This is a genomic window from Burkholderia sp. Bp8994, from assembly GCF_003853805.1.
Classification (GTDB): domain Bacteria; phylum Pseudomonadota; class Gammaproteobacteria; order Burkholderiales; family Burkholderiaceae; genus Burkholderia.
On sequence record NZ_QTQH01000017.1, the window covers coordinates 51,415 to 74,071 of the forward strand.

General features: G+C 67.9%; 18 protein-coding genes. 6 read left to right on the forward strand and 12 right to left on the reverse strand.

Features of this window, described 5'->3' with window-relative positions; translation table 11 throughout:
- Positions 1–5: 5 nt before the first annotated feature.
- From DIE04_RS19595 to hpnI, 7 genes are all read right to left on the reverse strand, one after another.
- A complete protein-coding gene (locus DIE04_RS19595; RefSeq protein WP_044849122.1) occupies positions 6–719 on the reverse strand; it encodes an ABC transporter permease in 714 nt (237 codons plus the stop codon).
- Positions 716–1,405 (reverse strand): ABC transporter permease, encoded by a 690-nt coding sequence (locus tag DIE04_RS19600; RefSeq protein ID WP_044849121.1) that lies wholly within the window; start codon positions 1,403–1,405, stop codon positions 716–718. Before DIE04_RS19600 ends, DIE04_RS19595 begins: the two co-directional genes overlap by 4 nt.
- A 265-nt stretch (positions 1,406–1,670) precedes the next feature.
- Positions 1,671–2,228 (reverse strand): lipoprotein, encoded by a 558-nt coding sequence (locus tag DIE04_RS19605; protein ID WP_044849120.1) that lies wholly within the window; start codon positions 2,226–2,228, stop codon positions 1,671–1,673.
- An 88-nt stretch (positions 2,229–2,316) separates the two neighbouring features.
- A complete protein-coding gene (locus DIE04_RS19610) occupies positions 2,317–3,357 on the reverse strand; it encodes an HpnL family protein (protein ID WP_124521341.1) in 1,041 nt (346 codons plus the stop codon).
- Positions 3,354–4,238, reverse strand: coding sequence for a hopanoid biosynthesis-associated protein HpnK (gene hpnK, locus DIE04_RS19615; RefSeq protein ID WP_124487405.1), 885 nt, complete (start codon positions 4,236–4,238; stop codon positions 3,354–3,356). The genes DIE04_RS19610 and hpnK overlap by 4 nt, the downstream gene beginning before the upstream one ends.
- A 3-nt stretch (positions 4,239–4,241) precedes the next feature.
- Complete coding sequence (hpnJ, locus tag DIE04_RS19620) at positions 4,242–5,684, reverse strand: hopanoid biosynthesis associated radical SAM protein HpnJ (RefSeq protein ID WP_308234889.1); 1,443 nt, start codon at positions 5,682–5,684, stop codon at positions 4,242–4,244.
- 167 nt (positions 5,685–5,851) lie between these two features.
- Entirely contained in the window at positions 5,852–7,027 is a 1,176-nt protein-coding gene (gene hpnI, locus DIE04_RS19625) for a bacteriohopanetetrol glucosamine biosynthesis glycosyltransferase HpnI (protein WP_124521343.1), read from the reverse strand.
- 640 nt (positions 7,028–7,667) lie between these two features.
- On the opposite strand from hpnI, the gene DIE04_RS19630 reads away from it, so the two are divergent.
- The gene (locus DIE04_RS19630) at positions 7,668–8,666 is read left to right on the forward strand and encodes an LLM class flavin-dependent oxidoreductase (protein ID WP_124487406.1); all 999 of its coding nucleotides are present in this window, start codon (positions 7,668–7,670) and stop codon (positions 8,664–8,666) included.
- 42 nt (positions 8,667–8,708) lie between these two features.
- Here DIE04_RS19630 and DIE04_RS19635 read toward each other — a convergent pair whose 3' ends face one another.
- Complete coding sequence (locus tag DIE04_RS19635) at positions 8,709–9,770, reverse strand: alpha/beta fold hydrolase (protein WP_124487407.1); 1,062 nt, start codon at positions 9,768–9,770, stop codon at positions 8,709–8,711.
- Positions 9,771–9,944: 174 nt separating this feature from the next.
- Between DIE04_RS19635 and pdxY the strand changes: the two genes are divergently transcribed.
- The 3 genes from pdxY to DIE04_RS19655 all read left to right on the forward strand — a co-directional run bounded on the left by pdxY (position 9,945) and on the right by DIE04_RS19655 (position 14,827).
- Positions 9,945–10,805 (forward strand): pyridoxal kinase PdxY, encoded by an 861-nt coding sequence (gene pdxY / locus DIE04_RS19640; RefSeq protein WP_124487408.1) that lies wholly within the window; start codon positions 9,945–9,947, stop codon positions 10,803–10,805.
- 370 nt (positions 10,806–11,175) lie between these two features.
- A complete protein-coding gene (locus DIE04_RS19645) occupies positions 11,176–13,320 on the forward strand; it encodes a phosphocholine-specific phospholipase C (RefSeq protein WP_124521345.1) in 2,145 nt (714 codons plus the stop codon).
- 358 nt (positions 13,321–13,678) lie between these two features.
- Positions 13,679–14,827, forward strand: a complete 1,149-nt coding sequence (locus DIE04_RS19655) for a branched-chain amino acid ABC transporter substrate-binding protein (protein WP_044844737.1) — start codon at positions 13,679–13,681, stop codon at positions 14,825–14,827.
- 219 nt (positions 14,828–15,046) lie between these two features.
- Here DIE04_RS19655 and DIE04_RS19660 read toward each other — a convergent pair whose 3' ends face one another.
- Complete coding sequence (locus tag DIE04_RS19660; protein WP_124487410.1) at positions 15,047–15,808, reverse strand: FadR/GntR family transcriptional regulator; 762 nt, start codon at positions 15,806–15,808, stop codon at positions 15,047–15,049.
- A 424-nt stretch (positions 15,809–16,232) separates the two neighbouring features.
- Between DIE04_RS19660 and gudD the strand changes: the two genes are divergently transcribed.
- A complete protein-coding gene (gene gudD / locus DIE04_RS19670; RefSeq protein WP_124521347.1) occupies positions 16,233–17,585 on the forward strand; it encodes a glucarate dehydratase in 1,353 nt (450 codons plus the stop codon).
- Positions 17,586–17,655: 70 nt separating this feature from the next.
- Here the strand turns inward: gudD and DIE04_RS19675 are convergent, their stop codons facing one another.
- The 3 genes from DIE04_RS19675 to DIE04_RS19690 form a co-directional block, all read right to left on the reverse strand.
- Positions 17,656–18,120 carry a DUF2214 family protein gene (locus DIE04_RS19675; protein ID WP_124521349.1) on the reverse strand — a complete coding sequence of 155 codons (465 nt, stop codon included), beginning with the start codon at positions 18,118–18,120 and terminating at the stop codon, positions 17,656–17,658.
- 37 nt (positions 18,121–18,157) lie between these two features.
- Positions 18,158–18,958 (reverse strand): hypothetical protein, encoded by an 801-nt coding sequence (locus DIE04_RS19680; protein WP_124487414.1) that lies wholly within the window; start codon positions 18,956–18,958, stop codon positions 18,158–18,160.
- A 238-nt stretch (positions 18,959–19,196) separates the two neighbouring features.
- The gene (locus DIE04_RS19690) at positions 19,197–20,261 is read right to left on the reverse strand and encodes a glycosyltransferase family 4 protein (RefSeq protein WP_044844742.1); all 1,065 of its coding nucleotides are present in this window, start codon (positions 20,259–20,261) and stop codon (positions 19,197–19,199) included.
- Between the two features lie 563 nt (positions 20,262–20,824).
- On the opposite strand from DIE04_RS19690, the gene DIE04_RS19695 reads away from it, so the two are divergent.
- The gene (locus DIE04_RS19695) at positions 20,825–22,654 is read left to right on the forward strand and encodes an ABC transporter ATP-binding protein (RefSeq protein WP_044844743.1); all 1,830 of its coding nucleotides are present in this window, start codon (positions 20,825–20,827) and stop codon (positions 22,652–22,654) included.
- Positions 22,655–22,657: the final 3 nt, after the last annotated feature.

Sequence of the window (22,657 nt, forward strand, 5' to 3'; positions counted from 1 at the left end):
TGAAATCAATGACGGCCGGCCGCGAGATACGCGAGCCAGTGGCGCTCCGCCCGGCGAAATGCCGCGACGAGTGCGAACGATACCGCAAGATAGATCAGTGCGGCGATCCCGAACGACTGGAACGCCATGTAGGTCGCGGAATTGGCGTCACGCGCGACCTTCAGGATGTCGGGCACGGTCGCCGTGAACGCAACGGTGGTCGCGTGCAGCATCAGGATCACCTCGTTGCTGTACAGCGGCAGCGCACGGCGCAGCGCCGACGGCAGGATCACCCGGCGGTACATCGTGAACGGCGACATCCCGTACGCACGCGCCGCCTCGACCTCGCCGTGCGGAATCGCACGAATCGCACCCGCGAAGATCTCGGTCGTGTACGCGCAGGTGTTCAGCGCGAACGCGAGGATCGCGCAGTTGAAGCCGCTGCGGAAGAACGCGTCGAGCAGCGAGTGCGAGCGCACGAACTCGAGGCTGTACATGCCCGTGTACAGCAACAGCAGCTGCACGTAGAGCGGCGTGCCGCGGAACACGTACGTGTAGAACCGCACCGGCATCGACAGCCACTTCTTCTTCGACACGCGTGCGACCGCGAGCGGCACCGCGCACACGAAGCCGAGCGAAATCGACGCGACGAGCAGCCACAGCGTCACCGCAAGGCCGGAGAGGCGCTGGCCGTCCCAGTAAAGGAACGCCTGGCCGAATTCCTGGAGGATCTCGATCATAGTTCTGCGTGGCGCACGCCCGTGGAATAACGTTTCTCGAGCTGGATCAGCACGAGGTTGGAAACGGTCGTGATCGCGAGGTAGATCAGCGCCGCAACGAGGATGAAGAAGAACATGTTGAACGTGCTCTTGCCGGCGTCCTGCGCCGCCTTCACGACGTCCGCGAGACCGATGATCGACACCAGCGCGGTCGCCTTCACGAGCACCTGCCAGTTGTTGCCGATGCCAGGCAGCGCGAAGCGCATCATCTGCGGAAACATGATCCGCACGAACACGCGCAGCCCGCTCATCCCGTACGCCGAGCCGGCCTCGAGCTGGCCGCGCGGCACCGACAGGAACGCACCGCGGAACGTCTCGGTGAAGTACGCGCCGTAGATGAAGCCGAGCGTCAGCACGCCGGCGACGAACGGGTCGATGTCGATCTGGTCCCAGCCGACGAGGTCGGTGAACTGGTTCAGCCAGATCTGGATGCTGTAGAACAACAGCAGCATCAGGACGAGATCGGGCACCGAGCGGATCAGCGTCGTATAACCGGTCGCGACCGCTCGCAGCACCCGGTTGTGCGACAGCTTCGCCACCGCGCCGATCAGCCCCAGCGCCACCGCAGCGGCGAGCGACAGCACCGACAGCTCGATGGTCTGCACGGTGCCGGCCCAGAGGACAGGACCAAAGCCGTAAAGGAACACGCGCGTCTCCAGTGTTGATGTGAACACCGGCGCGCTCACTGTCCGGCGCCGGGCTGACGCGGATAGTCGCAAGCGAAATTGTTTGCCTCAAATCACCGTGCGCGCGATTGCTGCGTCGCAGCAATTCACCCTACCATTTGCAGGCACGGCCTATCGCGCTGTTTCAAAAGGAAAAAAGCCGCTTCCTGACAGTCGGATGACACGCAGGGAAGCGGACTTTTTGCAATTTTCCGGTCGCTTTTTCGATATAGCGCCGGACGCGGGTTCAGCGCCCTTTCAGGATGTCGGAGCGCGAAGTCGTATAGACAAGCCCGTCCGGGCCGAAATGGACGTTGAAGAACGCGTCGGTGTTGACGCCGTCCTCGAGCCAGCGCCAGCTCCATACGGTCTCGGGCTTCAGCGGATACTGCGCGACGTCGCCCGGCTTGCCGAGCAGGCGGCGCACCTCGTCCTCGGTCATCCCCGGGCGCACCTTCGCGAAGTTCTCGGCGGTCAGCACCTGCGTCGCGCCCGTGTAATACCCGCCCGGGTCGAGGTCGACGAACCAGGTCTGGTTGCCCATCGGGCCGCGCGGGTATTCGAGGCGCTTCGAGCCGTCGGTGAACGCGCGCTCGGTCTCGGGCTTGCCCATCGTGGCGCGCACGTCGGCTTCGGTCGAGACGCCGGCCTTCAGCCCCTTGAGCAGCAGCGGCGCCGGCTTGATCGCGTTGAAGAAGTCCCTGATACGTTGCACGTCGAGATTGCCTTGCTTGTCGTCGCAGCCGGTCAGCGCCAGCGCGGCGGCCAGCATCGTGACGGGAAGCAGCCGGAAACGGAAGATCATCGGAAGAAATGCGCGTCGAGAAAACACGCGGCAAGGATACCCGCGCAACGCCAAAAGCGCGAGACGGACCGCGCGGCCCGTCTCGTGATCAATGCGTCGTTTCGGTTTGCACCTGGGCCTCGCGGCCCGCTTGCGGGGTGCGCGGCCCGGCCGGCACCGCCTTGATCCGGTGGCGCGTGCGCACCAGCTCGGCCAGTTGCCACGACCCGAGCGCGAGACAGCCGAACAGCACCTCGCGGCCGCGCTTGACCAGCGCGAGCGACAGCGCCGTCTCGCGATCGACGCCGAACATCTGCGCGAGCAGCACGACGGTCGCCTCCTGCACGCCGAGACCGCCCGGCACCATGAACGCCGCATGCCGCACGGCCTGCGTCATCGCCTCGATCGCGATCGCGCCGCCGATCGAGACCGGATGACCGAGCAGCGCGAGCGCCCAGTAGATTTCGAGCGCGCCGAGCACGTAGCCGGACAGCTGCCAGAAGAACGCACTGAACAGCAGCGGCGTGCGCGACATCAGCGCGTCGATGTCGCCGTCGAGGCGGCGGCCGTCGACGCCCTGCAGCAACCGGTGCGAATCGCCGAGCAGACGCCCCGCGAACCGCTCGATCGCATGGAAGATCCCGCCGCGCCGCATCAGCACGACGCCGAGCACCGGCAGCGGCAGGGTCAGCAGCAGCGCGAGGCCGATCGTGCCGCCGCCCATGTCGTGCGTCGTCGCGAGCAGCAGCACGAGGCCGAGCGCCGCGAACGCATACTGGACGACGATCGTCACCAGCACCTCGACGATCACCGACGCGGTCACGCGGCTCGCGTCGGGCACCTGCCAGCGCGCCATCCGGATCCCGACCAGCTCGCCGCCGATCCCGACGACCGGCAGCAGCCGGTTCACCGCTTCACGCACGGTCGCGACCCACCACAGGAACGACAGCGACGCGCGCCGGTCGAGCAGCTGGTGCCACGCATACGCGTCGAGCAGCAGCGGCAGCGCATGGAACGGCACGAGCCACAGCAGCGCGAAGCCGGCGCGCTCGAGCATCCGCGTCACGTCGCCGATGCCTTCGTGCAGCCCGAGCGCGAGCAGGATCCCGATGCCGATCGGCCAGCCGAGCCATTTGATCCACTTGGTCATGACGGCTGCGCCCCCGCTTCGCGCGACGCGTGCGTGCCGCGCCGCGCCGCCGGCTGGCCGAACACGTCGGCAAAACCGCCGGTCGCGACGCCCGCGGCCTTCAGCGCGGCCGCGACGCGCGGCGACAGCAGCGCATCCAGTTCGTCGACCGGCCGGTAAGCGGCCATCGTCGGCGTGATCGGGCCGTCCCCGGCTTCCGCCGGATGACAGTAGATCTCGCCGACCCCGGGCGGCAGCGCCGCGAGCGCGTCGAGCAGCACGCGCTCGTCCATCGCGCCCGTATGCTCGATGCCGACCACGTAGTCGTTGTGCGCGAGCCCCGCACGGTCGAGCCGCGCGCGCACCAGCGCGATCCACGGCTTGAGCAGCGCGGGCGCGCGCGTTTCGTACGGCAGCCGCACCGCACGCAGCCCGTAGTCGCGGCCGATCTCGATGATCATCGACAGCACGGTCGGATGCAGGTGGAAATGCTTGTGCGCGTTCACGTGGTCGAGCGGCAGGCCGCTCGCCGCGAACGCGTCGAACTGCGCGCGGATCTCGCGGCGCAGCTGCGCACGCACGTGCGGCAGGAAGAAGAAGCGGCAGCCGTCCTTCGCCATCGCATCGCCGAAGCGCCCGTCGCGGCCGACGAGCGCGGGAATGTCATGCGCGGGCAGCGTGGCCGGCCCGTCCGCGAGGACGAGATGCAGGCCGACCGCGAGCGACGGCAGGCGCCGCGCGCGTTCGATCGCGTCCTGCGCCGCGGGCGCACCGACCATCAGGCTCGCGGCGTTCAGCACGCCGTCGCGATGCGCGCGCTCGACCGCCGCGTTGACGCGCGGATGCAGCCCGAAGTCGTCCGCGGTGAAGATCAGCGCCCGCGCCGCCCGCTGCGTCGCCACGAATCAGGCCTCGTGCGCGCGCAGGAAGCGGAAGAACTCGACGCCTTCGCGCAAGCGACGCTTCATCATGTCCCAGCTCGTCAGCATCTCGCGGACGATCTCCCAGATCTTCGACGGGCGGAAGTAGAACTGGCGATAGAACTGCTCGAGATGGTGATAGATCTCGTCGCGCGACAGGTGCGGATAGCCGATCGCCGCGAGCTGCACGCCTTCCTTGCTGACCAGGTTGATGGTCTTGTTCTCTTCCATCCAGCCGTTCTCGACGGCCTGCTTGTAAAGCGTCGTGCCCGGATACGGCGCGGCGAGCGACACCTGGATCGTGTGCGGATTGATTTCCTTCGCGTACTCGATCGTCTTCTTGATGGTGTCCTGCGTCTCGCCCGGCAGGCCGAGGATGAAGGTGCCGTGGATCTTGATCCCGAGCTTCTTGCAGTCCGCGCTGAAGCGGCGCGCGAAATCGGTGCGCACGCCCTTCTTGATGTTCACGAGGATCTGGTCGTCGCCGGATTCGAAGCCGACCAGCAGCAGGCGCAGGCCGTTTTCCTTCATGATCTTCAGCGACTTGTACGGCACGTTCGCCTTCGCGTTGCACGACCACGTCATGCCGAGCTTGCCCAGGCCGATGGCGATCGCTTCGGCGCGCGGCAGGTCGTCGGTGAAGGTGTCGTCGTCGAACATCAGCTCCTTCACTTCCGGCATGTTGTCGCGGATCCACTTCGCTTCCGCGAGCACGTTCTCGACCGAGCGCGTGCGGTAGCGGTGGCCGCTGACCGTCTGCGGCCACAGGCAGAACGTGCAGCGCGACTTGCAGCCGCGGCCCGTGTAGATCGACACGTACGGGTAGTTCAGGTAGCCGATGAAGTAGTTGTCGATCTTCAGGTCGCGCTTGTAGACGGGCGCGACGAACGGCAGTTCGTCCATGTTCTCGAGGATCGGACGCGCTTCGTTGTGCTCGATCGAGCCGTCCTTCGCGCGCCAGCTCAAGCCCTTGATCTCGGGGAACGGCTTGCCTTCGGCGATTTCCTTGCAGGTGTAGTCGAATTCCTCGCGGCACACGAAGTCGATCGCGTCGCTCGCCGTGAGCGAGTTGTGCGGATCGACCATCACCTTCGCGCCCACCATGCCGACCAGCATCGACGGCTTCATCTTCTTCAGATCCTGCGCGAACATCGCGTCGGTCGGGAACGACGGCGTGCTCGTGTGGATGATCACGAGATCGTAGTCGTTGGCGATCTTCAGCGTTTCCTCGACCGACAGGCCGTCGGCCGGCGCGTCGACGACGCGGCTGCCCGGCACGAGCGCGGCCGGCTGCGCGAGCCACGTCGGGTACCAGAAGGAACGGATTTCGCGCTTCGCCTGATAGCGCGAGCCGGCTCCGCCGTCGAAGCCGTCATACGAAGGGGCCTGCAAGAACAGCGTTTTCATGAATGCTCCGGTAGCCTGCATAGTTCGATTCGTTTCAACGATTCAGTCAATCAACCGCGGGCCGCCCTGCCGGCGCCCGCCTCTCTGTCATGTCGCGTCGCGCGACGTGGCCGCGCAACGCGTCTCGGCCTTCGGGCCGGATTCGATCGGGACCGGGCGCATCGCCGGTTCCCTTCGGGGAACGTACGTCAGCGGCCGTCCCCGCCCTCCACGATCACCGTCGCGCGTTCGCCGCCGACGACCGTCATCCGCGCGCCGCGCCACACGACGTGCGTGCCGAACACGGCCGCGAGCCATTCGAGCGCGAGCAGCGTGTCGCGCACCGCGACGAGCGGCAGGTCGCGCCAGAACGCGCGCCAGCCGTCCTCGCCGCGCGCGTGCAGCACCAGCCGCCCGAACGCGCCCACCACGGCCGCGCCACCCGCCAGCGTGCCGGCGATGGTGCCGTCGAGACGCAGCGCGAGCGCCGCGCCGATCGCGAGCCACGGCGCGGTAAACGTGATGAACAGGAACGCGAAGCCGGCCGGGTTCAGCGAACGGATCGTGCGCAGCCAGCGCGTCTCGCGGTGCCAGAGCGGCCCGAACGACGGCTCGATCACGTCGGTCGCGACCTCGACCTCGGACAGCACGGTGCGCCGCCCGAGGCGGCGCGGCAGCTCGGCCAGCCAGAAGTCGTCGGCCAGCTCGTCCTTCAACGCGAGAAAACCGCCGATCCGCTCGAGCGTGTCGCGCGTGAGCGCGAGCGTCGCGCCGAAACCGAAGCGGCTCGAGCGGCCGAGGTGCGTGATCCGTACCGACGGCGCGAACCACGCATCGACGAACTGCGCGCCGATCCGCGTCCAGAACCCGCCGACGCTGCGCGCATGATACAGGCACGTGACGACCCCGACCGACGCGTCGGCGAGCGGCGCCGTCACGCGCTCCAGATAGTCCGGCTTCACCGCGATGTCGCTGTCCGCGATCACGATGCGGCCGTACTTCGCGCGTTCGGCGAGATTGATCAGGTTGCTGACCTTCAGGTTCTTGCCGTGCACGCGCGCGTCGATCACGAGCGTGATGTCGCATTCCGGATAATCGGCGCGCAGCCGCTCGACCACGGCGACCGCCGGATCGGAGGCCGACGCGACCCCGAACAGCACTTCATGGCGCGGGTGGCGCTGTTCGCAGAACGTCGCGAGGTTCTCGTACAGGTGCGGCTCGGCGCCGCACAGCGGCTTGAGCACGCTGACGGGCTCGAAACCGTCGCGTGCGGCGGTGCGCGGCGTGCGCGGGCGCGGCGCGAACGCCGCGACGAACGCATAGCCGGCCGCAGCCAGCGTGAACACGGTCAGGAGCCAGTCGAGCAGCGTGACGGTCGGCGTCATGCGCGACGCCCTCCGGCGACGCGGGCGCCCTGCCGACCGATCGAACCGGGTTGAACGTGATTGGGTATTCCGACAGCAACGAACGCGGGCACGACCCGACTCCTTGTTCCAGCAGCGTCTGTGTAATGGGGAGGCACGGCCCATTTCCCCGAAAGCGGCCATGCCCGGCATCGCGTGGCACATCCTCGCGCGATGCCCGGACGGGATGCGGGAAGATTCTAATGGCTACCGTCGGCACAACATGGACAGGCGCCGGATTTTAGCAGCCCGCGCCACCCCGCGCTTGGCACCACGCGAAACGGACTACTGCGATTTCGGCAAAGCTGTGCGGCCGGGGAACCATTCCGGTGCCACCTCGTTCACGTTAGCGTAAGCACTTTGCAGGCGGATTGCAGTCTTGAAAATCAAACGTTTCGTGGAAATTTGTATGTCGATGCGAAGACATGCCCAATCGCCGTAAAGATCGGTAATTATTCGGTGATTAGATTGATTTTTGCAACAGTTGCCCGCGCCACCTTGCGCCCCTGAAAGGCGCATGGGTATCCGCGCGTCGCCAGCGCGTTCCGGAACCCTTTGGCAAAATCATCGCCAACTGTTGCGCATCCGCATCACCGCGCCCCTCCCTTCCGAAGGCCACCCGATGATTCCGTTTTCCGTACTCGATCTCGCCCCCATTCCCGCCGGCGCAGACGCCGCGCAGGCGTTCCGCAACACCGTCGATCTCGCGCAGCACGCGGAGCGCCTCGGTTATCGCCGCTACTGGCTCGCCGAACATCACAACATGCCCGGCATCGCGAGCGCGGCGACGGCCGTCGTGATCGGCCACGTGGCGGGAGCGACGAAGACGATCCGCGTCGGCTCGGGCGGGATCATGCTGCCGAACCATGCGCCGCTCGTGATCGCCGAGCAGTTCGGCACGCTCGCGTCGCTGTATCCGGGGCGCATCGACCTCGGGCTCGGTCGCGCGCCCGGCACCGACCAGACCACGTCGCGCGCGCTGCGCCGCGACCTGATCGGCAGCGCCGACTCGTTTCCGGACGACGTCGCCGAGCTGCAGCGCTACTTCGCGGAACCGGTGCCCGGCCAGCGCGTGCGCGCGGTGCCCGGCGCGGGGCTGGACGTGCCCGTGTGGCTGCTCGGTTCGAGCCTCTTCAGCGCGCAACTCGCCGCGATGCTCGGGCTGCCGTTCGCGTTCGCGTCGCACTTCGCGCCGGACTACCTGATGCGCGCGCTCGAAGTCTATCGCGCGCAGTACCGGCCGTCGGCCGCGTGGCCGAAGCCGCATGCGATGGTCGGCGTCAACGTGTTCGCGGCCGATACCGACGACGAGGCGCGGCGCCTCTTCACGTCGCTGCAGCAGCAGTTCATCAACCTGCGCCGCGGCACGCCCGGCAAGCTGCCGCCGCCCGTCGACGCGCTCGAGGCGAGCGAGTTCGAACTCGCGAACGTCGCGCATGCGCTGTCGTTCGCGGCCGTCGGCTCGCGCGACACGGTGCGCGACAAGCTGCGCGACCGGATCGCGCAAACCGGCGCTAACGAGGTGATCATCACCGCGCAGATCTACGATCACGCCGCGCGCGTGCGCTCGTTCGAGCTGGCCGCGCAGATCCGCGACGAACTCGCGAACGAAACCCGCTGACCCGGCGGGCGGCCCACCCAGGCGGGTGCGCCCGCCTGCGCGTCACTGCGGGTGCACCGCCCCCATCCCGTCGAGCAGCGCCTTGTGGAACGCGTCCGGATCCTGGATCTGCGGCGCGTGCCCGAGCGCCGGGAATTCGACGAGCTGCGCGCCGGGAATCGCCGCCTGCGTGCGTTTCGCGAGTTCCGGGTAACGGCCGAGCTTCGCGTGCACGTCCGGCGGCGCCACGTCCTTGCCGATCGCGGTCGTGTCCTTGTCGCCGATCAGCAGCAGCGTCGGCACGCGTATCGCGCCGAGTTCGTAGACCACCGGCTGCGTGAGGATCATGTCGTAGATCAGCGCCGAGTTCCACGCGACCGCGTCGCGGCCCGGGCCGCGATACATGCCGGCGAGCATCTGCACCCAGCGCTCGTAGGACGGCGCCCACTTGCCCGCGTAGTAGGTCGCCTGCTCGTAACGGCGGATGCCGTCCGCCGTCGTCTTCTGCTCGCGTGCGTACCAGTAGTCGACCGACAGCGGCGGCACGCCGAGCGCCTTCCAGTCCTCGAGGCCGATCGGGTTCACCAGCACGAGCTGCTCGGTCGCCTTCGGGTACATCAGCGCGTAACGCATCGCGAGCATCCCGCCCGTCGAATGGCCGACGATCGTCGCCGATTTCACGCCGACCGACTCGAGCAGCGCATGCGTGTTGCGCGCGAGCTGCTGGAAGCTGTACTGGTAGCGCTCGGGCTTCGACGACTTGCAGAAGCCGATCTGGTCCGGCGCGATCACGCGATAGCCGGCGCGGCTCAGCACGCCGATCGTGTCTTCCCAGGTCGCCGCGCAAAAGTTCTTCCCGTGCAGCAGCACGACGGTGCGGCCGTTCGGGTGCGCCGGCTGCACGTCCATGTACATCATCTCGAGGGTGTCGCGCTGCGACACGAACGCGTAGCGATGCACCGGCTCCGGATAGGCGAAGCCTTCCAGGCGAGGGCCGTACGCGGGCCCGTCGTTGCCGGCCGGTGCCGGGACGGCGACCGCGACCGACGTCGCGCATGCGGCGGCGACGCCCGCGCCGAGCACGGCCGCGCGCGCGAGGGAGAACATCTTGCAATTCGAAGGCATGGCGCTCACGGTAATGGGAAATGCACGCGGTCAGCCGGGCGGCTTCACGCCCCGCGATTCTACGCGGTCGGGCTGACGACGGCGCGCAACACTCGTCGGCCGAGCGACTTCCGCGCACGCGACGAACTCGGGTATCGTGTGACGAGACCCTGAAACGCCTGCAGGCGAACGCTCATGAAAAACGTCCTCAGCATTCAGTCGCACGTCATCTACGGACACGCCGGCAACAGCGCGGCCGTGTTCCCGATGCAGCGCCTCGGCGTCAACGTCTGGCCGCTCAACACCGTCCAGCTGTCGAATCACATGCAGTACGGCCACTGGGCCGGTAGCGCGATCGACGCCGCGAAGATGGAGCAGCTGGTCGACGGCGTCGCCGCGATCGGCGCGCTCAAGCGCTGCGACGCGGTACTGTCCGGCTTCCTCGGCTCGCCGGCGCAGGCGCGCGCGACGGTCGAGATCGTGCGCTCGGTGAAGGCGATGAACCCGAACGCGTGGTACTTCTGCGATCCGGCGATGGGCCAGACGGGCGGCATCCGCCCCGAACCCGGCGTCGAGGAATTCATCGTCGCGGAGATGCCGGCGCTCGCGGACGGCATGTCGCCGAACCACACCGAGCTCCAGAAGCTCGCCGGGCGGCGCATCGAGACCGTCGCCGAAGCCGTCGACGCGTGCCGCGCGCTGATCCGCCGCGGGCCGAAAATCATCCTCGTCAAGCACCTGCACGACCGCAGCAGCCCGGCCGACCGCTTCAACATGCTCGCCGTCACCGAGACCGAAGCGTGGATCGGCCAGCGCCCGCTGTATGCGTTTCCGCGCCATCCGGTCGGTGTCGGCGACCTCACCAGCGCCATTTTCGTCGCGCGCCGGTTGCGCGGCGACTCGGTGCGCGCCGCGTTCGAGCACACGCTCGCGGCGGTGCACGCGGTCGTGAAGGCAACCTACGACGCACGCCGCTACGAGCTCGAACTCGTCGCCGCGCAGGACGAAATCGCGCGCCCGAGCGAATGGTTCGGCGCGTGGGTGACGGACGCCTGACGCCGCTGCATCCGCATCGCCGGCGCGCGTCAAGCGCCATCTGCTGCCTGCTGTCCTGCTGTCCTGCTGTCCTGCTGTCCTGCTGTCCGCTGTCCCGCTGTCCCGCTTTCCCGCTTTCCCGCTTTCCCGCTTTCCCGCTTTCCCGCTTTCCCGCTATCCGCGTCCCCGCTGCCCGTTGCACCGCGACCGTCGGCCGTTGTCCGTTCAACGCCGCGCCTGCAAACGTTTCCGGACTTCACATGAATGACACCGATTTCTCGCTATGCTCGCGGCGGCACGACCCGGCGCAGCCGCATCCTGCGCCACGGGGCGCGTCCATTTTCCGCATGTCCCGCCAACCGGCTCCCCCCTTTAACGCACGATAACGACCATGACCCGATCGAACCGTCGTGACTTCCTGCGCGTCGCCGCCGGCACCGCCGGCGCAGCCGCACTGAACCTGTTCCCGCCCGTGATCCGCGATGCGCTCGCCATCCCCGCGAACCGCCGTACCGGCACGATCCGCGATATCGAACACATCGTGATCCTGATGCAGGAGAACCGTTCGTTCGACCATTACTTCGGCACGATGCGTGGTGTCCGCGGATTCGGCGACCCGCGCCCGCTGCGCCTCGCGAGCGGCAAGTCGGTGTTCCATCAGCCGGTCGGCCCGGCCGAGCTGCTGCCGTTCCACCCGGGCGCCGACAAGCTCGGCCTGCAGTTCCTGCAGGACTTGCCGCACGGCTGGCAGGACATGCACGCCGCATGGAACAAGGGCCGCTACGACCAGTGGGTGCCGAACAAGGGCACCACGACGATGGCGTACCTGAAGCGCGACGACATCCCGTTCCACTACCAGCTCGCCGACGCGTTCACGATCTGCGACGCGTACCACTGCGCGATCCCGAGCTCGACCGACCCGAACCGCTACTACATGTGGACCGGCTACGTCGGCAATGACGGCACGGGCGGCGGCCCGGTGCTCGGCAACGAGGAAAAGGGCTACGGCTGGACGACCTATCCGGAAGTGCTCGAGCAGGCCGGCGTGTCGTGGAAGATCTACCAGGACGTCGGCACGGGGCTCGACGCGAACGGCTCGTGGGGCTGGACGCAGAACCCGTACATCGGCAACTACGGCGACAACGCGCTGCTCTACTTCAACCAGTACCGCAGCGCGCTGCCCGGCACGCCGCTGTACGACAAGGCGCGCACCGGCACCAACATCAGCGCCGGCGGCACGCTGTTCGACGTGCTGCAGCAGGATGTGAAGAACGGCACGCTGCCGCAGGTGTCGTGGATCTGCGCGCCGGAAGCGTACTCGGAGCACCCGAACTGGCCGGCGAACTACGGCGCGTGGTACATCGAGCAGGTGCTGAAGGTGCTCGTATCGAATCCGGACGTGTGGAGCAAGACCGCGCTCTTCATCACCTACGACGAGAACGACGGCTTCTTCGACCACGTGCCGCCGCCGTTCGCACCGCAGTCGCGCGAGAACGGGCTGTCGACGGTCGCGACGACCAACGAGGCATTCGCCGGCGACGCGTCGCACATGGCCGGCCCGTACGGGCTCGGGCCGCGCGTGCCGATGCTGGTGGTGTCGCCGTGGACCAAGGGCGGCTGGGTCTGCTCGCAGACCTTCGATCACACGTCGCTGCTGCAATTCATCGAAGCACGCTTCGGCGCGCAGTACGCGGTCACCGCGGCGAACGTGTCGCCGTGGCGCCGCACGGTGTGCGGCAACCTGACGTCCGCGTTCGACTTCGCGACGCCCGACGCAAGCTGGCCGCAGCTCCCGGACACGAGCGGCTACGCGCCGCCCGACCGCAACCGTCACCCCGACTACATCCCGGTGCCGCCGGTCGTCCAGCATCTGCCGAAGCAGGAGGCAGGCCTGCGTCCGGCGCGCGCGCTGCCGTACGAACTGTTCGTGCACGGCCGGATCGACAATGCGAGCGGCCAGTTCCGGCTGACCTTCGCGAACACCGGCACCGCGGGCGCGGCGTTCCAGGTCCAGGCGCGCAATCGTGTCGACGGCCCGTGGACCTACACGGTCGACGCCGGCAAGCGGCTCTCCGACCTGTGGAGCCCGGCGCCGTCGCTCGGCCTGTACGACCTCGACGTGTACGGCCCGAACGGCTTCTACTGCCACTTCCGCAGTCCCGCGGCGATGGCGGTCGGCCCCGCGAGCATCAACCCCGAGGTGATCTACGGCTACGACGTCGCGAACGGCAACATCACGCTGCGCCTGATGAACCGCGGCCACCAGGCCGTGCGGCTCAGGGTGACGAGCGCCTACGGCCACGGCCATGCGCGCGAGTTCGACCTCAAGCCGGGTATGCACGTCGACGACTACTGGGATCTGCGCGGCAGCCACGGCTGGTACGACCTGACCGTCAGCGACGGCCGCCCGCTCGGCTTCCTGCGCCGTTTCGCGGGCCACGTGGAGACCGGCCGCCCGAGCACGAGCGACCCGGCGATCCGCACGAACGCGTCGCATGACGACGCCGAAGCCGCGTCGGACGCCCTGTCCGACTGACGACGGCGAACGCGGCGCGGCCCCCTCTGGGGGTTGCGCCGCCCGCCCGCACCCGCCTCCCGTTCATTCGTGACGGGAAACTCCCGATACCAGCCGCCCGCGCTCGCGCGGAAGCTGTGCGCAAATCCGCATCGAATGCGCGGCAAATTGCCAAGACCCGCGCATATCGGCGACCTATATATCGAGACGATCGGGGCTCCTCGCAGAGCCTGACGGGAGGTCCTTTCCGGGAAGCATCAGCAAGCCGACCTCCACGTCCGATTCCGAGAAGCGGTCGAACCGCCCGCCCGTCGCACGCGCCCGGCCCGCCGGCTGCGTGCGGTACCCACCCGCTGGTGTTAGAACAAGAGGAACGAACATGACATTCCGTCATTCCCTGTTGTCGGTATCGGTCGTATCCGCGGTAGCCCTTCTCTCGCAACACGCCGCCCAGGCCGCCGACGCGTCCGACGTGAAGGTCGGCTTTGCCGCGCCGCTCACCGGCGTGAACGCCGGCTACGGCAAGGATCTCCAGAACGGCGTGCAGCTCGCGCTCGACGACGCCGCCGCGCAGAAGGTGCAGATCGCCGGCAAGCCCGTGCATTTCGACCTGGTCGTGCAGGACGACCAGGCCGACCCGCGCATCGGCGTGCAGGCCGCGCAGGCGCTCGTCGACCAGAACGTGTCGGTGGTGGTCGGCCACTTCAACTCGGGCACGACGATTCCGGCGTCGGTGGTCTACGACAAGGCCGGCATTCCGGTGATCGACCCGGCCGCGACCAACCCGACGCTCACGTCGCGCGGGCTCGCGAACATGTTCATGGTGATCGCGACCGACGGCCAGAACGCCGGCAACGCGGGCAAGTACGCGGTCGACGTGACCAAGGCGAAGCGCATCGCGATCATCGACGACCGCACCGCGTTCGGCCAGGGTGAGGCCGACGAGTTCGAGAAGGCCGTGAAGGCGGCCGGCGGCAACATCATCGGCCGCGAGTTCACCAGCAACCAGGCGGTCGACTTCCGCGCGCAGATCACGAGCCTGAAGGGCAAGAACCCCGACCTGATCTTCTTCGGCGGTCTCGACTCGCTCGCCGCGAACTTCATCAAGCAGATGCGCCAGCTCGGGCTGAACGCGCAGTTCGTCGGCGGCGGCGGTGTGAAGGACAACGAGTTCATCAAGATCGCCGGCCCGGCCGCGGAAGGCGCGATGGCGTGGGAATACGGGCGGCCGCTCGACGAGCTGCCGCAGGGCAAGGATTTCGAGCAGCGCTTCAAGAAGCGCTTCGGCGTCGACGTGCTGTCGTACGCGCAGTTCGGCTACGACGCGGCGTGGGCGGCGATCAAGGCGATGCAGGCGGCCAACTCGACCGACCCGAAGGTCTATCGCCCGGCGCTGAAGAAGGTCGACTTCGAAGGCGTCACCGGCCGCATCTCGTTCGCGAACGACGGCTCGCTGAAGAGCGGGATGTCGACGCTGTACCAGGTGAAGAGCGGCGCGTGGAAGACCATCGTGACGAAGGGGGGCTGATCGGGCAGGACCGGCGGTCCGGGTAGCCGGGCCGCCCCGGGGCGCGGGCGGCGGCGGGAACGCTGCCCCGCCGCCCCTCGCACGATGCAGGTGACCGGACGATCTGCCGCCGGCACTAAAACGATCGGCGCAATCGCACCGATCTCATACGATGACTGATGTTATGGCGATATTCGTCATGACCTGCGCCACCGCGCAGGCCGTGTCAGCGGCCACGCGTCAGCTGGCCTGCGTGTCGCGTTCCGCCTCGGCCGCTTCGTGCGCACGGCGCAGCCGCTCGCGGCTGTTGGTCAGGTGCGTGCGCATCGCGGCGCGCGCGGCTTCCGGGTCGTGACGCGCGATCGCCTCGTAAATGTCTTCATGCTCGTGATTGAGCCGGCCGACATAGCGCTCGAGGTCGTCGCCGGCGAAGCGCGCCGAATTCACGCGCGTGCGCGGAATGATCGACGCGCCGAGCTGCGTCATGATGTCGACGAAATAGCGGTTGCCGGTGGACTGCGCGATCTGCAGGTGGAACTGGAAATCGAGTGGTGCCGTGTCACGGCCGCCGCCCGCCCCCGACGCAATCGCGTCGAGCGCGCGCCGCAACGCGGCGAGGTCGGTATCGTTCGCGCGCTGCGCGGCGAGGCTCGCGCATTCGCTTTCGAGGCTGATGCGCAGCTCGAGCACCGCCAGCACGTCGCGCAGCGTCGTGATGGTCGCGGGATCGATGCCGAGCGTCTGCCGGCGCGCCGGCTCGAGCACGAAGCTGCCGATGCCGTGGCGCGTCTCGACGAGGCCGCTCGCCTGCATCCGCGAGATCGCTTCGCGCACGACCGTGCGGCTGACGCCCTGCGCCGCCATGACTTCGGTTTCGGTCGGCAGCTTGTCGCCGGGACGCAGCGTGCCGTTTTCGATCTGCGCGGTCAGCGCGTCGACGACATCTTGTGCGAGGCTGCGTGCGCGACGGCGCGGCGCTGCGGGAAGCGTGGGCACGGACATGAGGCCGGTTCCTTTTTGAATGATCGTAATGTGAGCCGAGGGTTTACGCGGGGTTTGAGCGAACGCCGATGATTCATTATACTGCGTCACAAGTCATCCGACGACTGATGATCGCGACACGGATCTCCTGTCGACCGAGGCTGGCGCTCCAGCACTGCCCGGTCCCGTGGTTCGCGATCGGCCGGCATTCGCGCTTCTGCGCGGCTGCCGGCGCCCGGTTTCGGGACCGATCGAAGCGCGCTTGCGCGCGTGCTCCGGCCTGTCGCGACACCGGCATCGAGCGGGTCGCCCCCATCCTTTCGGGTTGCTGTCGACATGCGGGGCTTGCGCACCGCGCACGTCGGTTGTCGAATGATCGCACCTCCCGCCGCGCGCAGCAAAGATTTTGCCGCACGGCATTGCCCACTCTTTTGCCACCGCCGCCATGAACGCCGTCACTGCCTCGCCTTCCCATGACACGCCGCGCATCGTCGACCTGCAAGCCATTCCGGTCGCCGGCCACGACAGCATGCTGCTCAACCTGAGCGGCGCGCACGGCCCGTTCTTCACCCGCAACCTCGTGATCCTGAAGGACAGCGCGGGCCGGACCGGCGTCGGCGAGGTGCCGGGCGGCGAAAGCATCCGCCGCACGCTGGAGGACGCGCGCGCGCTCGTCGTCGGTCAGCCGGTCGGCAACTACCATGCGGTGCTCAACGACGTGCGGTGCACCTTCGCCGACCGCGATGCGAGCGGCCGCGGCCTGCAGACCTTCGACCTGCGCACCACGATCCACGCGGTCACCGCGCTCGAAGCCGCGCTGCTCGACCTGCTCGGCCAGCATCTCGGCGTGCCCGTGGCTGCCCTCCTCGGCGAAGGGCAGCAGCGCGAGCGCGTCGAGATGCTCGGCTATCTGTTCTACATCGGCGATCGCACGCAAACTGCGCTGCCCTATCGCGACGGCCGCTGCGCGACGGACGACTGGACCCGCGTGCGCGACGAAGCCGCGCTGACGCCCGAGGCGGTCGTGCGCCTCGCCGAAGCCGCGCATGCGCGCTACGGGTTCAACGACTTCAAGCTGAAGGGCGGCGTGTTCGAAGGCGCGCGCGAGGTCGACGCCGTGACGGCGCTTGCCGAGCGCTTCCCCGAAGCGCGCGTGACGCTCGATCCGAACGGCGCATGGTCGCTCGACGAGGCCGTGCGGCTGTGCCGCGACCTGCATCACGTGCTCGCGTATGCGGAAGATCCGTGCGGCGCGGAGAACGGTTATTCGGGCCGCGAGGTGATGGCCGAATTCCGCCGCTCGACCGGGCTGCCGACGGCCACCAACATGATCGCGACCGACTGGCGCCAGATGGGCCACGCGGTGCAGTTGCAGGCGGTCGACATCCCGCTCGCCGATCCGCACTTCTGGACGATGCAGGGCTCGGTGCGCGTCGCGCAGATGTGCCGCGACTGGGGCCTCACGTGGGGCTCGCATTCGAACAACCACTTCGACGTATCGCTCGCGATGTTCACGCACGTCGCGGCCGCCGCGCCCGGCCATGTCACCGCGATCGACACGCACTGGATCTGGCAGGACGGCGAACGGCTGACGCGCGAGCCGCTGAAGATCGAGAACGGGCTCGTGGAAGTGCCGAAGCGTCCGGGCCTCGGCATCGACATCGACATGGAGGCGGTCGCGGTCGCGCACGAACTGTACAAGCAGCACGGGCTCGGCGCGCGCGACGACGCGGCCGCGATGCAGTATCTGATTCCGGGGTGGACGTTCAACAACAAGCGCCCCTGCCTCGTGCGCTGAGCGCGGGACGAAACGGGCGGCGGGTCCGCCCGGTCGGCATGCGCGGCCGGCCGGGCCTAGTCGGCCAGACCTAGCCGGCCGCCCCAATCCCCCGCGCCATCCCCGACGCGGCGAGCACGATCACCATCACGAGCACGGCCTGCCAGTGGCCGATCCGCACATAGGTCCGTGCGCGGCCCAGATCGGGCATCTGCTGCTGCCGCGCGGCGATGCGCCAGCGGATCAGCCCGAGCATCGGCACGATCTCGAGCAGGAGGATCAGCACGAGCGCGGTCATCTTGAGGTGAAAGAGCGGCTCATGAAGGTAGTACGCCGAGCCCTTCTCGAAGCCGCCGAATGCGCGCGTGAGCCCGGTCGCGATCAGTACCAGCGCGGACAATCCCCAAGCCGCGTCGGCCTTGAACACGCCGGGCAGGTCGGCGGCCTGCGCCGACGCGATGACCCGGCGCAGCGCACGGTTGCGTCCCGCGATCGCGGCGAACGCGACGCCGAATGCCATCAGGTGAACGGCTGCCAGCAACCAGCGGACGATCATTGCGCCTCCTTGTCGCCCGCGCGCCGCGCAGGCCTTGTCAGACGATCTGTTTGAGCGCCGCGTCGAGCGCGAGCACCGCGACGCGGTCGCCCTCGGTCGCGAGCGGCGCGCGCATCACGATCTGCCGGTTATGGCCGACGGCCGCCGGCGAATCCCACAGCAGCTCCACCTTCGGCCGCCGGAACAGGCTGCCGCGACGCGGCGGCACGGCGGCCGGCTGCGCACCCTGCTCGCCCGCGGCGGGCGCGACCCGGCCGGGCCAGCGCACCGACAGTTCGCGCGCGTCGTACTGACCGACCTTGCGGCTCTCCATCCAGACGATCGCGGTACGCGTGAGCGTGTCGAGCGAGATCGCGTAGCGGCCGACCGCGAAGCGGCGCGCGGCCACGTTGGTGCGCCACAGCGGCCGCGGGCGGCACATCCAGACGATCGCCGCATACAGCGCCGGCGCGGCGACGAGCCAGCCGTTGGTCGCCGTCACCGCGTGCAGCGCGCGGCGCCAGCCGGCCGCCCACGCGAATGCGCCGATCGACCACACGGCGAACAGGAAACCGATCAGCGCGAAGACCCGCAGCGCCTGGCGCAGCCACTGCGGCAGCGGATGGAACGGCCGCTCGGCGCGCGCGACGGCGCCCGGCAGCGCGAGCAGCAGGAAGATCAGGACGAGATAGACGAACGCCCAGGGCGACGACACCATCGCCGACAGCGACGCGCGATAGCCCATCTGGGACATCGAGAACAGCCAGCGCGCGAGCAGCACGAGACCGATCGCGCGCAACGCGAAGATCACGCCGGCGCCGGGGGCCGGTGCTGCGCGCGTGGTTTTCGTTCTCGCCAAGACTGCTCTCCTCTCGATGTTCGTGCGGGGCCGGATTTCACGGCACGGCCATTATAGGGACATTACCGTCTGGACAGACGGCCGGATGGCGTGCCGGACCGCTTCCGCGGCCGTTCGTGGCGCCGGGCGCGGCGAGAATACAACAGATCCGCGCCGCAGATGTGACAACGCCCCGCCGGAGACCCGGACGGGGCGTCGATGACGGGGCCTCAGCCGCGGTGCGGCCGGCGGCCCGGCATCAGCCTGCGTTGACTTCGCGCAGGACGGTGCGGCGCTTCTGGCGCAGCAGTTCCTCGTAGCCCTTCACATAGTTCTGCGCCATCACCTTCGACGAGAAACGGGCTTCGAACGCGGCGCGCACCTTCTCGCGCGGCAGCGTATCGAGGCGCTTGAGCGCCGCGACGGCCGACAGTTCGTCTTCGACGACGAAGCCCGACACGCCGTTCTCGATCACTTCCGGCACCGAGCCGCGCTTGAACGCGATCACCGGCGTGCCGCACGCCATCGCCTCGATCATCACCAGGCCGAAGGGCTCCGGCCAGTCGATCGGGAACAGCAGCGCGTGCGCATTGCCCAGGAATTCGGTCTTTTCCGACTCGCTGATTTCGCCGATGTACTCGACGTGCGGCAGCGCGAACAGCGGCTTGATCTTCTCTTCGTAGTACGCGCGGTCAGCCTTGTCGAGCTTCGCGGCGATCTTGATCGGCAGGCCGGCCTGCTCGGCGATGCGGATCGCGGTGTCGACGCGCTTTTCCGGCGAGATGCGGCCGAGGAACGCGAGGTAGCTCGGCTTCACGTTCGGGATCGGCGTCAGCAGGTTTTCCGGCAGGCCGTGGTACACGGTCGACAGCCAGTTCGCCTGCGGCAGCGGGATACGCTGGTTATCGGAGATCGACACGACCGGCACGTCGCTGAACGCATTGAAGATCGGCTGCAGTTCCGGCAGGTCGAGACGGCCGTGCATCGTCGTCAGATGCGGGACCGGCTGGCGCGAGAACAGCGAGAACGGGTAGTAGTCGATGTGGCAGTGCAGGACGTCGAACTCTTCCGCGCGGCGGCGCACCTGCTCGAGGAGCAGCATATGCGGAGCCATCACGTCGCGGATCGTCGGGTCGAGGCGCAGTGCCTGCGGCCAGCACGCTTCGAGCTTCGCCGACGTTTGCGAATCGCCGCTCGCGAAGAGCGTGACGTCATGCCCCATCTCGACAAGTGCTTCGGTGAGGTAGGACACCACTCGCTCGGTACCACCGTACAGTTTCGGGGGCACCGCTTCGTGCAACGGAGCGATTTGGGCGATTCGCATGCGTAACTCCTAAAAAATCGGCTAAAAACCAGGTATGGGTCGGCAACCTGCCGGCGGTCCGGGCTGGATGCATTTCATCCGAAAAATCGGACGAATCAGCCTGCCGGGGGCGTCGAACCCGCGCTGCTCAAGGAGCGTCGGCGACGCGACAGGCATAGAACGTTTGAAACGAAGACCCGTTGACAGGGGTTCGTAAAAACCTGGAATCGAACCCGGAGCCGATTATCTAGGGTTAATCCCGATACGGCGCACAACATTTCAAACTCTTTGCTTTGTTACAAAGGCGCAACACTTTGCAACCCGCGGACTTGGGTGTCCGTTCTAGAGTGGAAGGCTCTTTTTGGCGTTCCGAGTCATCCGCCACGGCCGGCATCGTGATTCCGGTGCACGCGGCAGGACGGATGCCGGATTTTATCTCAAAATTGATCGCGCGCCCCTGACCAAGGCAAGATTCGCGCTGCGCAATGCACGGCCTTGTTTACAATGCCGGATTATTCAGTCCGGGCGGCCGTGGGCTGCGATCCTGACGATCCGCTCAACCACCGAATCACCGCACGCATATTTTGGAATCTCTCACCCCTGCCCAGCGCAACGCCCACAACGCGAAGCTGTCGAGCTACGCGCATCGGCCGATCGCGTTCCTGTTCCGCTACATCCGCCTGCATCCGGTCGCGCACCTGGTCGTGCTCTGCAGCGTGCTGGCCGCCGTCGGCTGCGCGCTCGGCTCGCAATACGCGATCAAGCACCTGATCGACGTGCTCGCGACCGGGCGCCATCATCCGGGCCCGCTGTGGAGCGCGTTCGCGCTGCTCGTCGGCCTGATCGCGGCCGACAACCTGCTGTGGCGCGTCGGCGGCTGGGCCGCCGCGCACACGTTCGTCGCGGTCACCGGCGACCTGCGGCGCGACCTGTTCCAGTACCTGATCGGCCATTCGCCGACCTACTACTCGGAAAAGCAGCCGGGCACGCTCGCGAGCCGCATCACCGCCACGTCGAACGCCGTCTATACGTCGGAGAACACGATGGCGTGGAACGTGCTGCCGCCGTGCATCGCGGTGATGGGCGCGATCCTGATGATCATCGTCGTGAACCCGCTGATGGCCGCCGGCCTGCTCGGCTGTTCGGCCGTGCTCTCCGTCGTGCTGTTCAAGCTCGCCGGGCGCGGCTCCGCGCGCCATCACGCGTTCGCGTCGAAGGCCGCCGCGGTCGACGGCGAGCTCGTCGACGTGATCGGCAACATGGGCCTCGTGCGCGCATTCGGGATGACGCTGCGCGAACAGAAGCGCTTCGGCGCGACGGTGAAGGCCGAGATGGACGCGCGCCAGCAAAGCCTGTTCTACCTCGAGAAGCTGCGCCTGCTGCACGCGGTGATCACCGCGATGCTGTCCGCCGGCCTGCTCGGCTGGGCGCTGTGGCTGTGGGACCAGGGCCGCGCGACCTCGGGCGACATCGTGCTCGTCAGCTCGCTCGGCTTCACGATCCTGCACGGCACCCGCGACCTCGCCGTCGCGCTCGTCGACGTCACGCAGCACGTTGCACGCCTGTCCGAAGCCGTGAAGACGCTGCTCGAGCCGCACGGGATGCCGGACCGCTCCGACGCGCAGCCGCTGTCGGCCAAGGGCGGCCGCGTCGATTTCGAACGCGTGACGTTCGCGTATCCGCATCGCCGCGCAATCCTCGACCACTTCGATCTCCATATCGAACCGGGCCAGCGCGTCGGCCTGATCGGCAAGTCGGGCGCCGGCAAGTCGACCGTGCTCGCGCTGCTGCAGCGCTTCTACGACACGCAGGACGGCGCCGTGATGGTCGACGGCCAGGACGTGAAGGCGATCACGCAGGACAGCCTGCGCCATGCGATCGCGCTCGTGCCGCAGGACATCTCGCTGCTGCACCGGACCATCTACGACAACATCGCGTACGGCCGCCCCGAGGCGACCCGCGAGGAAGTGCTCGCCGCCGCGCGCGACGCCCGCTGCTCGGAGTTCATCGAGGCGATGCCGGAAGGCTATGACACGATCGTCGGCGACCGCGGCGTGAAACTGTCGGGCGGCCAGCGCCAGCGCATCGCGATCGCGCGCGCGATCCTGAAGGACGCGCCGATCCTGCTGCTCGACGAAGCGACGTCCGCACTCGACAGCGCATCCGAGGAAGCGATCCAGAGTGCGCTCGACCGCCTGATGGTCGGCCGCACGGTGATCGCGATCGCGCACCGGCTGTCGACGCTGCGCAACTTCGACCGGATCATCGTGATGAGCAACGGCAAGGTGATCGACGACGGCAGCCCCGACGTGCTGCGCAATCGTCCGGGCCTGTACCGCGACCTGCTCGCAAAGCAGCACGGCCGCCATCACGCCCCCGACGGCACCGCGCCGACCGGCGAACGCGTGGCCTGACGC